Raw genomic sequence first — 13551 nt, forward strand, 5'->3', positions numbered from 1 at the left:
CGCCTGCCGGCCACTGGCCCCCGGGCCGCCGGCTGGTCAGGGCTTCAGCGCCTGCAACAGCCGGGCGTGAATGCCGCCAAACCCGCCGTTGCTCATGCACAGCAAATGGTCGCCCGCCCTTGCCACCGCTGAAACCTGCGCGACCAGTTCGTCAATCGTGCTTGCGACCTGCGCCCGTGCGCCCATCGGTGCCAATGCGGCGCGCGCATCCCAGTCCAGTCCGCCGCTGTGGCAGAAAGCCAGGTCGGCCTGTGCGAGGCTGTCGGGCAGCTGCGCGGTCATCGTGCCCAGCTTCATGGTGTTGCTGCGTGGCTCGAAGATCGCCAGGATGCGGTCGTCCTGCCGGCCACTGCTGTTGAGCTGGCGGCGCAAGCCGTCGACGGTGGTCTGGATGGCGGTGGGGTGGTGCGCAAAGTCGTCATATACCGTGATCTCGCCGTTGCCGTCATCACTGTTTTTGCGAACCACGCCGCGTACTTCCATGCGGCGCTTGACGTTCTGGAAGCTGGCGAGCGCCTCGGCGGCAGCCGCCGGGCTCACGCCCACATGCTCGGCTGCAGCCATGGCGGCGAGAGCATTGAGCTGGTTATGCACGCCGCTGAGGGTCCACTGCACCCGCGCCACCGGCTCGCCTGCCTTGAGCACCTGGAAGTCGTGCGGCTCGCCGTGTGCGGTGAAGCCGGTCTGGTTGCGTGAATGGGTGCCGAAGAGTGTCTGCTCACTCCAGCAGCCTTTTTCAAGCACACGCTGCAGGCTGTCCTCGGTCGCATTGATCACCACCCGGCCGCGTGAGGGCACGGTCCGCACCAGATGATGGAACTGCCGCTCGATGGCCGCGAGGTCATCAAAAATGTCGGCGTGGTCAAACTCCAGATTGTTCAGCAGGGCGGTGCGCGGGCGGTAGTGCACGAATTTGCTGCGTTTGTCGAAAAAGGCGGTGTCGTACTCATCGGCCTCAATCACAAAGGTGTTGCCCTCGCCCAGCCGGGCCGAGACGCCGAAGTTGAGCGGCACGCCACCGACCAGGAAGCCCGGTTTCATGCCGGCGCACTCCAGAATCCAGGTCAGCATGGCGGTGGTGGTGGTCTTGCCGTGGGTGCCGGCCACGGCCAGCACATGGCGCGGCCCGGTCGGGTGATGGGTGGGGTGGTGCAACACGTGGCCTGACAGCCATTGCGGGCCGCTGGTGTAAGGCAGGCCGCTGTCGAGAATCGCCTCCATCAAGGGGTACTTGGGCATGCCGTCCGGCAGGCGGGCGCGGGAGACCACGTTGCCGATCACGAACACATCGGGCGCAAACGCCATCTGGTCGGCGCCATAGCCCTCGACCAGCTCGATGCCCAGCGCGCGCAGCTGGTCGCTCATGGGTGGGTAGACGCCGGTGTCACAGCCGGTGACTTTGTGGCCGGATTCGCGGGCCAGCGCCGCCAGGCCGCCCATGAAGGTGCCGCAGATGCCTAATATATGTATGTGCATGGCCTGCATTCTAGGCAGGGCCTGATATGTCAAAGCACAGGCCTACACACCGACCTGCACACCCTTGCCCCCAGAGCCGGCAGGCGTTCCCGACTTGGGCACAATGAGCGGCTTGTGCAGCGACCGCCCCGGCGCTCACTTCTTGTCCTTATTCATGACCACCTCCACCCTCAGCGCCGAAATTGCGGCCACCGCAGCTGCCATGGTGGTGGAAGAGGGGCTGGAGTACGGCCCGGCCAAGCGCCGCGCTCTCAAGCAGATGGGCTTGCCGCCCAGGACCGAACTGCCTGGCAATGACCTGGTAGAAGATGCGGTGCGTGAGTACATCTCCGTGTTTTGTGCAGACACCCAGCCGGTGGAACTGGCTGCCCTGCGCGAACTCGCCCTGGTCTGGATGGAGCGGCTGGCGCAATTTCGCCCCTATCTCGGCGGCGCCGTCTGGCATGGCACGGCCACCCGGCTGTCTGACATTTATATCCAGCTGTTTTGCGACGACCCGAAGTCGGCTGAAATCGCCCTGATTGAGCACAACGTGGACTACGAGCCGCGCACGGTGACCGGGTTCACGGGCGATCAGGTGGAAGCGCTCAGCCTGCGCAGCCTGTGCAAGCCGCTCAATGAAACCGTGGGTGTGCACTTGATGGTGTACGACCACGACGACTTGCGCGGCGCTCTCCGACCCGATGCCAAAGGCCGTACACCCCGGGGCGATCTGGCGGCCGTGCAAAAATTACTTACGCAAGAACACGGAAAAACTGGAGCCTGATGTGAATCGCAGAAACATGCTGTACGGCGGCACGGCCCTGGCGGCTGGCTTGGCCGGTGCCTCGGTGGCGTGGTGGAAATTCCGCCCGCACGACGTGCCCGCCGCCGCAGCAACCGGGCGACCCGATGCCGCCAGCCAGGCCTTCTGGGCGCTCAACTTCGACACTCCGGACGGCGCCAATCTGGCGATGAGCAGCTTTCAGGGCAAGCTGTTGCTGGTCAATTTCTGGGCGACCTGGTGCCCGCCGTGCATCGAAGAGCTGCCCTTGCTGGACAGTTTTTACCGGCAAAATCAGGCCCAGGGCGTTGCCGTGCTGGGCTTGGCCGTCGACCAGCCCAGTGCGGTGCGCAACTGGCTGAAAAGCAAGCCGCTCAGCTTTCCGGTCGGCATGGCGGGCTTGAGCGGCACCGAGTTGAGCAAGTCGCTGGGCAATCTTTCGGGTGGATTGCCCTTTTCTGCCGTGTTTGGCCGTTCAGGCGAGCTGCTGCACCGCAAAACGGGCAAAGTCAGCCCGGAGGATCTGGCAGCCTGGGTGCAGCTCAGATAGTTTGATTTTTATCTGCTGCTAAAAAGCAATTAAATTCCGTCAATAGCGGCCATTTTCCTGTTCTGATGATTTTTTCAGATGGTTTGAAGGGTGTTTACAGCCCTTGGGCATGATGTACACTCTGCCCTTTCGCGGGGCGGCCGTCGTGGCTGGTCTGCGTGATGGTTTGCTGATGAGCGCTGTAGAGCGCAAAAGCAAAAAGTAAATCAAAAAAGAAGGAAGATGGTGCCAGCCTCATTCCTTCCGCCCTGTCAGGACGTGGTGCAGCGGGTTCACGCTGCCCACAGGGACCGTCGTTGGAGAGAACCCATGGATCTGAGAAAGCTCAAGACACTGATCGACCTCGTGTCAGAGTCCAATGTATCTGAACTCGAAATCACCGAGGCAGAAGGCAAGGTACGCATCGTCAAGTCCAGCGGTGCCCCCATTGTGATGCAGCAGCCCGCAGTCGCCGCGGCCGCACCGGCTGCCCCCGCGCCTGTGGTTGCAGCCGCCCCAGTCGCCGCCGAAGCCGCGCCCGCCGCCGCTGTCGGCCATGCCGTGAAGTCACCCATGGTGGGAACGTTCTACCGCTCCGCCAGCCCCGGTGCGAAGCCATTCGTCGAACTGGGCAGCGTGGTCAAGGAAGGCGAGACGATCTGCATCATCGAGGCCATGAAGATCCTCAACGAGATCGAGGCCGACAAGTCCGGCACCGTGACCAAGATCCTGTCGGAAAACGGCCAGGCCGTTGAGTACGGCCAGCCTCTTTTCATCATTGAATGAGCGGGCGCCTGCCCCATGTTTAAAAAGATACTGATCGCCAACCGCGGCGAAATCGCCCTGCGTATCCAGCGCGCCTGCCGTGAACTCGGTGTCAAGGCCGTCATGGTCTACTCCGAGGCTGACCGCGAGGCCAAATACATCAAGCTGGCGGACGAATCCGTCTGCATCGGCCCGGCACCGTCGTCCCACAGCTACCTCAACATGCCAGCCATCATTTCGGCGGCGGAAGTCACCGACGCCGAGGCCATCCACCCCGGCTACGGTTTCCTGAGTGAAAACGCCGACTTTGCCGAGCGGGTGGAAAAGAGCGGCTTCAAGTTCATCGGCCCAACGCCAGAATCCATCCGCATCATGGGTGACAAGGTGTCGGCCAAGCAGACCATGATCAAGGCGGGCGTGCCCTGCGTTCCTGGCTCGGAAGGTGCACTGCCGGACGACCCTGTGCTGATCAAGCGCACCGCCAAGCAGGTCGGTTACCCGGTCATCATCAAGGCCGCTGGCGGCGGTGGCGGCCGTGGCATGCGGGTGGTGCATACCGAGGCGGCCTTGCTGCATGCGGTGCAGACCACCAAGGCGGAAGCCGGTGCTGCGTTTGGCAACCCGGAGGTCTACATGGAGAAATTCCTGCAGAACCCCCGGCACATCGAAATCCAGATTCTGGCTGACCAGCATAAAAATGCGGTCTGGCTCGGCGAGCGCGATTGCTCCATGCAGCGCCGCCACCAGAAGGTCATCGAGGAAGGCCCGGCACCCGGCATTCCTCGCAAGCTGATCGAACGCATCGGCGAGCGTTGCGTGGCGGCGGTGAAGAAGATCGGCTACCGCGGTGCGGGTACCTTCGAGTTCCTCTACGAGAACGGCGAGTTCTATTTCATCGAAATGAACACCCGCGTGCAGGTCGAGCACCCGGTGACAGAGTGGATCACCGGTGTAGATATCGTCCGCACCCAGATCATGGTGGCTGCTGGCTACAAGCTGCCTTTTGCCCAGCGCGACATCCAGATCAAGGGCCACGCGATCGAGTGCCGTATCAATGCAGAAGACCCGTACAAGTTTGTGCCGTCGCCGGGTCGCATCACCACCTGGCACACGCCGGGCGGCCCGGGCGTGCGCGTGGATTCGCACATCTATGCCAACTATTTCGTGCCGCCCAATTACGACTCCATGATCGGCAAGATCATCGTTCACGGCGACACCCGCGAACAGGCGCTGGCCCGCATGAGCACGGCTTTGGCCGAAACCGTGGTCGAAGGCATCAACACCAACATTCCGCTGCACCGCGAGTTGATGGTGGACGCGAAGTTCATGGATGGCGGAACGAACATCCATTACCTGGAAGAGTGGCTGTCAAAACGGGACCGTTAGCCACTACTGCCTGCTCACGTCCCGCGGCTCCTGCTTGAACAGACTGCCCACTGGCTTAGGCGTGCAGTTTTCCGTGAGGCGATAAACGATGTTTGAACTGATTTTGCTGGCGCCTGTCGATGAGGTGGAAACGCTCAGTGATGCACTGGACGCGCTGGATGCCCTGAGTGTCTCGGTGGAAGATGCCGACGCGCAGACGCCTGCCGAGCAGGCGCTGTTTGGCGAGCCGGGGATGCCGCCGCCCAAGGCCGGCTGGGAGCGCTCCCGGGTCGTGTCGCTGTTCCAGACGGAGGAGCAGGCGCGCAACGCGGCGCAACTGCTTTCCCTGCAGGATTTTTTTGCCGAATGCCGCGTGGTCGCGGTGCAGCCCGTGCCGGATCAGGACTGGGTGCGCCTCACGCAGTCACAGTTCGCACCGGTCGACATCACGCCGGAGTTCTGGATCGTGCCGACCTGGCATGAGCTGCCGGCCGAGGCCAAACAGGTCATCCGGCTTGACCCGGGCCTCGCTTTCGGCACCGGCACACACCCGACAACGCGGATGTGTCTGCGCTGGATCGCAAAAAATGGTGCCCCCACGCTCGGCACTGACGTGTCCTCCCTGCCCCCCGAGGGGGCTGAACTTGCTCGGGGCGGCCCTTCGCTGCGTTCGACGGCTTCGGCAAATGATCTGGGTCGCGTGCTGGACTATGGCTGTGGCTCCGGCATCTTGGCGATTGGTGCAGCGAAGTTCGGTGCCAGCGACATTGACGCGGTGGACATTGACCCGGCAGCGGTGGAGTCCACGCTGGCCAACGCCGAGGCGAACCATGTCACCTTGCATGCCGGCTTGCCCGACAAGGCCCACGGCCAGTACCAGACGGTGCTGGCCAACATCCTGGCCACCCCGCTCAAGGTGCTGGCGCCGTTGCTGTGCGCCCATGTGGAAAAAGGCGGGAACCTCGTGCTGGCGGGCATTCTGGACCGGCAGGCCGATGAATTGAAGGCGGCTTACGCGCCGTATTGCCAGCTCACCGTGCACGATGCGCAAGAGGGCTGGATTCTGATGACCGCCCGCTTCTGAGCGGCCCCTGGACGGCGGGCACGCCCCTCCGCCAGCGATGTTTCCAGACACCGTAACCACCGGTGACCGTTGGTAACGGCCCCTACAATACGGCGCTAGATGAGCCTCATTACGCGCTGCCCCGCTTGCGGCACGATGTTCAAAGTCGTGGCCGATCAACTCAAAGTCTCGCAGGGCTGGGTGCGATGCGGCCAATGCGCAGAGGTGTTTGATGCGACGGCGTACCTGCTTCCGCGCGAACTGCCCGGTTCAGCACCTGCCGCCAGTCCCGATGCCCCTGAGGCGGAGCCATTGCCACTGCGCGCAGCGGAGCGTACGCCAGATGATGAGCCGGTCCCTCGAGGTGGGCAGGACCACATGGCTTCCCCGGTTCATCCGGTGGCATCACCATTGCCCGAAACACCGTTGCCAATGCCCATGACGCCGTCGATAGACAGCGTCAAGTACGTCATCAAGGATAACCTCGAGGACAACATCCAGGATAGCGACAGCAGCGACGACCCGGATGCAGACCTCTGGCGACAGGCCCGCGATCCAGCGCGACAGCCAACCCGCAGAGACATTTTCCCGGCTGACGAAGACTTCGCTGTGAAGCCGTCGGATGCGTGGGACTCCACGCCCGGGCGTTTTCAGGCGAGCGGCAGTGGGCGAGGGGACAGTTCGCTCTTCGGCGAGTCCAGCCTGCCTGCCGATGCCGTCCCCGCCGACTCGGTTTTGCCAGAGGATGTGTCTTTTGTGCGGGATGCGCGGCGCAAGGCATTTTGGCAAAAGCCACTGGTCAAGGTCGCTCTCGGTGGTGTCTCACTGGTGTTGATGGCCGTGCTGGCGCTGCAGGTGCTGATCCAGAACCGCGACACCCTGGCCGTCACACACCCGCAACTGCTGCCGGTGATACAAGCCCTGTGCGGCCCGCTCCAGTGCCAGATCCGGTCGCCGCGCCAGATCGAGTCGCTGGTGATCGACAGCTCGACCTTCAACCGCATCGGCGCAGACACCTACCGCCTGAGCTTCACGCTCAAGAACACCGGCACCACCGTGTTGGAGATGCCATCGCTGGAACTGACGCTGACAGACAACCAGGACCAGGCGATCCTGCGCCGCGTGCTCGGCCCGGCCGAGTTCGGTGTGATGACCGCAGTGCTTGCCGCACGCGCCGAGGTATCGGGCGTGGTGGCACTGAAGGTGGACAGAGACGGCCTGGTGCCTGCGGCGACAGCGTCATCCGATTCGGCACCCACCCCCAACGCTTTGCGTGTGGCCGGCTATCGCATTCTTGCCTTTTACCCTTGACCCCAACCTGACTGAATTGAGAACCTGAATGGCTGCTGTAATTTGTGGATCCCTGGCTTTTGACACCATCATGAGTTTCGAGGGGCGCTTCGCCGAGCAGATCCTGCCGGACCAGTTGCACATCCTGAATGTGTCCTTTCTGGTCCCGGCCCTGCGCCGCGAGTTCGGCGGCTGTGCCGGCAACATCGCCTACAGCCTGCAACAGCTTGGCGGCCAGCCGCTGCCGATGGCTACTGTCGGCAGCGATGGTGCAGAGTACGTCGAGCGCATGAAGGGGCTCGGCATCAGCACCGAGTTTGTCCGGCAGGTGGGTGACACCTACACCGCGCAGGCGATGATCATGACCGACCGTGACAACAACCAGATCACCGCCTTTCATCCCGGCGCGATGATGCAGGCCCACCTCACCCGCATCGAGGCCCGCAAGGACATCGCCATCGGCATCATCTCGCCGGACGGCCGCGATGCCATGCTGCAGCATGCGGAGCAGTTCAAGGCGGCGGGTATTCCATTTGTCTTTGACCCGGGCCAGGGCTTGCCGATGTTTGATGGGGCGGAGCTGACCCATTTCGTGGACCTGGCGACTTGGGTCACGGTGAACGATTACGAAGCCCGCATGCTGTGCGACCGCACAGGTCTTTCCTGCGCAGAGCTGTCGACCCGCGTGCAGGGCCTGGTGGTGACGCTGGGTGCTGAAGGCTGCGAGGTGTGGGTGGGCGGTGAGAAAACCGTGGTGCCGCCCGTCAAGGCTGACGTGGTGGTTGACCCGACAGGTTGTGGCGACGCCTTCCGCGGCGCACTGCTCTTCGGCCTGGAGCGGGGCTGGTCGCTGGCGCGCTGCGCTGCGCTGGGCAACAAGGTCGGCGCCCTGAAGATTGCCAGCCGGGGCGGTCAGAACTACACCATTGATGCGGCAATGATCGAGGGCTGACGATGATGGCGCGGGGGATGGCATGCGAAGCCGTTCGCCCCATGAAAAAAGCCCGACATCTTGCGACGCCGGGCTTCAGCAGAAATACCTTACTGCTTAGGGCTTGCTGGCTGTAGGAAACGGCCAGGCAGCTTGCGGGTTCAGAGTGGTCTGAGCCGCAGGGGCAGCCGCAGCAGCGGGTGCTTTGGCAGCAGGTTTTTTCGCGGCTTTCTTCGCAGCGGGCTTTTTCGCTGCTTTCTTGGCTGCAGGCTTTTTCGCTGCTGGCTTTTTGGCAGCAGCTTTCTTCGCTACTTTCTTCGCAGCTGGCTTTTTCGCGGCGGCTTTCTTCGCAGCTGGCTTTTTGGCCGCTACTTTTTTCGCTGGCGCTTTTTTCGCAGCAGGCTTCTTGGCTGCTACTTTTTTCGCTGGCGCTTTTTTGGCCGGAGCTTTTTTAGCTGCTGCTTTTTTCGCAGGAGCCTTCTTTGCCGCTACTTTTTTAGCCGGCGCTTTCTTCGGAGCAGCTTTTTTAGCCGCAGGTTTTTTCGCAGTTGCCATAGTTTTCTCCTTGATCACGTTGCAAAGAGCACTTCACGTTTGGAGTACGTAAAGCGATTCACGGTGTTGGGCTCACGGAGAACCGGGCCCAGCACCACGAACACAGGAGCAAAACCCAGCGCGCACTCTGCGGTAACGTCATTGGCTTTTGCAATTCTAGAAATCATTGTCTTTATGTCTTGCTTGTCTCGTCGGCGCTGACTGATCGATGCATCAGCCGGTCAGTCCCACGACAGGGCACCACCGGACTGGTACTCAATGACGCGGGTTTCGAAAAAGTTGCGCTCTTTTTTCAGGTCAATCATTTCGCTCATCCACGGGAACGGATTCTCCTCGTTCGGGAAGAGTGTTTCAAGTCCGATCTGCGTGGCGCGGCGGTTCGCGATGTAGCGCAGGTAGCCTTTGAACATCGAAGCGTTGAGACCCAGCACGCCGCGCGGCATGGTGTCTTCGGCATAACGGTATTCCAGTTCAACGGCTTTCAGGAACAGCGCCTTGATCTCTGCCTTGAACTCCGCCGTCCAGAGGTGCGGGTTCTCCAGCTTGAGCTGGTTGATCAGGTCGATGCCGAAGTTGCAGTGCATGGACTCATCGCGCAGGATGTACTGGTACTGCTCGGCAGCGCCGGTCATCTTGTTCTGGCGACCCAGCGCGAGAATCTGCGTGAAGCCGACGTAGAAGAACAGGCCCTCCATCAGGCAGGCAAACACGATCAGCGACTTGAGCAGGGTCTGGTCGGCTTCCGGCGTGCCGGTCTTGAAGTTGGGGTCGGAGATCACCGCGATGAACGGGATCAGGAACTGGTCCTTGTCCTTGATGGACTGGACTTCGTTGTAGGCGTTGAAGATCTCGCTCTCATCCAGGCCCAGCGATTCGGTGATGTACTGGTAGGCGTGGGTGTGAATGGCCTCCTCGAAGGCTTGGCGCAACAGGAACTGACGGCACTCGGGCGCCGTGATGTGGCGGTAGGTGCCCAGCACGATGTTGTTGGCGGCCAGCGAGTCGGCAGTCACGAAGAAGCCGAGGTTGCGCTTGACCAGACGTCGTTCGTCTTCGGTCAGGCCGTTCGGGTCTTTCCACAGCGCGATATCGCGCGTCATGTTCACTTCCTGCGGCATCCAGTGGTTGGCGCAGGTGGCGAGGTACTTTTCCCAGGCCCACTTGTACTTGAACGGCACCAGCTGGTTGACGTCGGTCTGGCCGTTGATGATGCGTTTGTCAGAGGCTTTGACGCGCAGTGCGGTGGGCGGTGTGGTGGTAGTGCCTGCGGGTTGAGCGGCAGGAGCTGCCACTTTTGCCGGTGCTGCAGTGAACGCGCCATCGTCCAGCATGCGGACTTGAGGCTGAGGTGACTGCGCAGAAGAAAGAGGCGGAAGTTCCATCGAGCGGCTGGCAGGCATGCCGCTGGCAAGAGGGTTTTGCAACGATGGTGTGACTTCTTCGTCCCAGGTCAACATAGAGGTTTCCAATACTTTGGGATTATGAAAGCAGCGATACAAAATGAAAAGTGTTCATTCACATCGCTGCAAAATTGTGTTGCTCTATTGCATCGAATTCGCATCGACTTCACAACGAACTGAGCAATGAATTTCATCGCGCAATTCGATACTTGTCGATGTCTGCATCACTGGCAAGCCTCGCAGCCAGGATCGTCGATCGCACAGAACTTGATGTCGGTCGCAGCGGTGGTGCTCATCTGCATTTGCGCTGCTGCCGCTGCGGCATCGAGTGCACTCACGCCACCACCCGATGCAGCCGAGCCGGACGACACGGCGTTCAGCTTGCCTGCGGTCACAGTGGATTTCTCCGCGTGCGTGGCGCTCTGCGTGCGCAGGTAGTAAGTGGTCTTGAGGCCACGCAGCCATGCGAGCTTGTAGGTGTCGTCGAGCTTCTTGCCCGACGCGCCAGCCATGTAGATGTTGAGCGACTGGGCTTGGTCAATCCACTTCTGGCGACGCGCCGCAGCTTCCACAATCCAGGTGGTCTCCACTTCAAACGCCGTGGCGTACAGGCCCTTGATGTCCTGCGGAATGCGGTCGATGGGGCGCAGTGAACCGTCAAAGTGCTTGAGGTCTACCACCATCACGTCGTCCCACAGTCCGAGGCGCTTGAGGTCGCGCACCAGGTAGTGGTTGATCACGGTGAACTCGCCGGACAGGTTGGACTTGACCGAGAGGTTGCCGAAGCAGGGCTCGATGCAGGCGTCCACACCGATGATGTTGGAGATGGTTGCGGTCGGGGCGATGGCCACGCAGTTGGAGTTGCGCATGCCGTCTTTGGCAATCTTCTGGCGCAGCGCTTCCCAGTCCATAGTGGACGAGCGATCCACTTCCACATAGCCGCCGCGTTGCTCGGCCAGCATGTCCAGCGTGTCCAGTGGCAGGATGCCCTTGTCCCAGAGCGAGCCCTTGTAGCTGGCGTACTGGCCGCGTTCCTTGGCCAGCTCGGTGGAGGCCCAGTAGGCGTGGTAGCAGACGGCTTCCATGGACTTGTCGGCGAACTCGACGGCTTCCTGCGAGGCGTAGGGCACGCGCAGCTCGTACAGACAGTCCTGGAAACCCATGATGCCCAAGCCGACCGGACGGTGGCGCATGTTGGAGTCGCGGGCCTTCTTGACGGCGTAGTAGTTGATGTCGATCACGTTGTCCAGCATGCGCATGGCAGTGGTGATCGTCTTCTTGAGCTTGTCGTGATCCAGTGCGCCGTCTTTCAGGTGCTGCACCAGGTTCACAGACCCGAGGTTGCAGACTGCGGTTTCGGTGTCGCTGGTGTTGAGCGTGATCTCGGTGCACAGGTTGGACGAGTGCACCACGCCGGCATGCTGCTGTGGCGAGCGCACGTTGCAGGCGTCCTTGAAGGTGATCCAGGGGTGGCCGGTTTCAAACAGCATCGACAGCATCTTGCGCCACATGTCGGTCGCCTGGACCTTGCGGGATGGCTTGATCTCGCCGCGCTCGGCCTTGGCTTCGTAGGCGGTGTAGATCTTCTCGAACTCCTTGCCGAACTTGTCGTGCAGGTCGGGCGTGTCGGAAGGCGAGAACAGCGTCCAGCTGCCTTTTTCCATCACGCGGCGCATGAACAGGTCGGGAATCCAGTTGGCGGTGTTCATGTCGTGCGTGCGACGGCGGTCGTCGCCGGTGTTTTTGCGCAACTCCAGGAACTCCTCAATGTCGAGGTGCCAGGTCTCCAGGTAGGCGCAGACAGCGCCCTTGCGCTTGCCGCCCTGGTTGACGGCCACAGCCGTGTCGTTGACGACTTTCAGGAAAGGCACGACGCCCTGCGATTCGCCGTTGGTACCCTTGATGTGGGCGCCGAGCGCACGCACCGGTGTCCAGTCGTTGCCCAGGCCGCCTGCAAATTTGGAGAGCAGGGCGTTTTCTTTGATGGCGTCGTAGATGCCGCCCAGGTCGTCGGCCACCGTGGTGAGATAGCAGGAAGACAGCTGCGAGCGCAGTGTGCCGGCGTTGAACAGGGTGGGCGTGCTCGACATGAAGTCGAAGGACGACAGGACTTCGTAGAACTCGATGGCGCGAGCTTCGCGGTCGATCTCGTTGAGCGACAGGCCCATGGCCACGCGCATGAAGAAAGCCTGTGGCAGCTCGATGCGCTGCTTGCGCACGTGCAGGAAGTAGCGGTCAAACAGGGTCTGCAGGCCGAGGTAGTCGAACTTCAGGTCGCGCTCGGGCTTGAGTGCGGCGCCCAGGCGGGCCAGGTCAAACTGCTGCAGCTTCTCGTCGAGCAGTTCGTTCTGCACGCCCTTGGCGATGAACTGCGGGAAGTACTCGGCATAGCGCACAGCCATGTCTTCCTGATTGACTTCTTCGCCCAGCACTTCTTTGCGGATGGTGTGCATCAGCAGGCGCGCTGTGGCGTAGGTGTAATCAGGGTCTTTTTCGATCAGCGTGCGCGCAGCCAGGATGGAGGCCTTGTAGACCTCGTCGATCGGCACGCCGTCATACAGGTTGCGCATGGTCTCGGCCACGATCGGGTCAGGCTTGACGTCGGCGCCCAGGTTGGCGCATGAGGCCTCAATCAGGGCCTGCAGCTTGCGCACATCCAGCGCGATGCGGTTGCCACGGTCCGTGACGTGCAGCATCGGGGTTTCCGGTGCCTGGGTCTGCGGCTGGCGCGCACGTTCCTGCGTGCGCTTTTCGCGGTACAGCACATAGGCGCGGGCGATCTCGTGGTGGCCGCCGCGCATCAGGCCCAGTTCCACCTGGTCCTGCACGTCTTCAATGTGGAAGGTGCCGCCGCCGGGGCGCGAACGCACCAGCGCGCGGATCACGGCCTGCGTCAGGCCATCGACGGTTTCGCGCACGCTGGCTGATGCCGCGCCCTGGGTGCCGTGCACGGCCAGGAAGGCTTTCATCATGGCCACGGCGATCTTGTTCGGCTCGAAAGGCACGACACCGCCGTTGCGGCGAATGATCTGGTAGTGGGACAGCGGGTTGCTCTGTACGTGGGTAGTGCCGGTCGCAGTCTGGCTGGCCATGGTCATGGGGCTGGCGGGCTCGGCGTGTTGGTGTGTTTGCATGGCTTCCTCTTTGCTTTGTTTTATGGGGTCGTGGCGGGCGGCTGGTGTGTCGAACGGTGCGGTCAAACTGTGCGGTCAAACGGTGTCGTAAACGGTGCAATCAATACAGGGGCAGGTTCCGGTGGTCTGCTGTGGCGGTCAGCTGATGTGCGGTCTTTCTCGGGTGTCTTGACAGGTCTTCGTTCCTTGCTGCAGTGGCCCTGGACGGGTGCTTGGGTCACTGCAAACCATTTAGGGCTTAGACACTATACCTAGGGTGTGGGGGGAACACAAGCCACTA

At 61.8% G+C, this 13551-nt stretch carries 11 protein-coding genes; 7 read left to right on the forward strand and 4 right to left on the reverse strand.

Annotation, left to right across the window (positions count from 1 at the left end; genetic code table 11):
- Positions 1–36 precede the first annotated feature (36 nt).
- Positions 37–1476, reverse strand: coding sequence for a UDP-N-acetylmuramate:L-alanyl-gamma-D-glutamyl-meso-diaminopimelate ligase (mpl, locus tag AAG793_RS11325; protein WP_341908274.1), 1440 nt, complete (start codon positions 1474–1476; stop codon positions 37–39).
- 154 nt (positions 1477–1630) lie between these two features.
- On the opposite strand from mpl, the gene AAG793_RS11330 reads away from it, so the two are divergent.
- The 7 genes from AAG793_RS11330 to AAG793_RS11360 all read left to right on the forward strand — a co-directional run bounded on the left by AAG793_RS11330 (position 1631) and on the right by AAG793_RS11360 (position 8203).
- Entirely contained in the window at positions 1631–2242 is a 612-nt protein-coding gene (locus AAG793_RS11330) for a hypothetical protein (protein ID WP_341908277.1), read from the forward strand.
- Position 2243: 1 nt separating this feature from the next.
- Positions 2244–2789, forward strand: a complete 546-nt coding sequence (locus AAG793_RS11335) for a TlpA disulfide reductase family protein (RefSeq protein ID WP_341908279.1) — start codon at positions 2244–2246, stop codon at positions 2787–2789.
- Between the two features lie 309 nt (positions 2790–3098).
- Entirely contained in the window at positions 3099–3554 is a 456-nt protein-coding gene (gene accB, locus AAG793_RS11340) for an acetyl-CoA carboxylase biotin carboxyl carrier protein (RefSeq protein WP_341908282.1), read from the forward strand.
- Between the two features lie 15 nt (positions 3555–3569).
- Complete coding sequence (gene accC, locus AAG793_RS11345; RefSeq protein WP_341908284.1) at positions 3570–4919, forward strand: acetyl-CoA carboxylase biotin carboxylase subunit; 1350 nt, start codon at positions 3570–3572, stop codon at positions 4917–4919.
- A gap of 88 nt (positions 4920–5007) precedes the next feature.
- Positions 5008–5982 (forward strand): 50S ribosomal protein L11 methyltransferase, encoded by a 975-nt coding sequence (locus AAG793_RS11350; RefSeq protein ID WP_341908286.1) that lies wholly within the window; start codon positions 5008–5010, stop codon positions 5980–5982.
- A 99-nt stretch (positions 5983–6081) separates the two neighbouring features.
- Positions 6082–7272 carry a DUF3426 domain-containing protein gene (locus tag AAG793_RS11355; RefSeq protein ID WP_341908288.1) on the forward strand — a complete coding sequence of 397 codons (1191 nt, stop codon included), beginning with the start codon at positions 6082–6084 and terminating at the stop codon, positions 7270–7272.
- A gap of 28 nt (positions 7273–7300) precedes the next feature.
- Positions 7301–8203 (forward strand): carbohydrate kinase family protein, encoded by a 903-nt coding sequence (locus tag AAG793_RS11360; RefSeq protein ID WP_341908290.1) that lies wholly within the window; start codon positions 7301–7303, stop codon positions 8201–8203.
- A gap of 96 nt (positions 8204–8299) precedes the next feature.
- Here AAG793_RS11360 and AAG793_RS11365 read toward each other — a convergent pair whose 3' ends face one another.
- The 3 genes from AAG793_RS11365 to AAG793_RS11375 all read right to left on the reverse strand — a co-directional run bounded on the left by AAG793_RS11365 (position 8300) and on the right by AAG793_RS11375 (position 13271).
- Positions 8300–8737 (reverse strand): histone H1-like DNA-binding protein, encoded by a 438-nt coding sequence (locus AAG793_RS11365; protein ID WP_341908292.1) that lies wholly within the window; start codon positions 8735–8737, stop codon positions 8300–8302.
- Positions 8738–8958: 221 nt separating this feature from the next.
- A complete protein-coding gene (locus AAG793_RS11370) occupies positions 8959–10194 on the reverse strand; it encodes a ribonucleotide-diphosphate reductase subunit beta (protein ID WP_341908294.1) in 1236 nt (411 codons plus the stop codon).
- A gap of 167 nt (positions 10195–10361) precedes the next feature.
- Entirely contained in the window at positions 10362–13271 is a 2910-nt protein-coding gene (locus AAG793_RS11375; RefSeq protein WP_341908296.1) for a ribonucleoside-diphosphate reductase subunit alpha, read from the reverse strand.
- Positions 13272–13551 lie beyond the last annotated feature (280 nt).

Source organism: Polaromonas sp. YR568 (assembly GCF_943372955.1).
Lineage (GTDB): Bacteria > Pseudomonadota > Gammaproteobacteria > Burkholderiales > Burkholderiaceae_C > Polaromonas.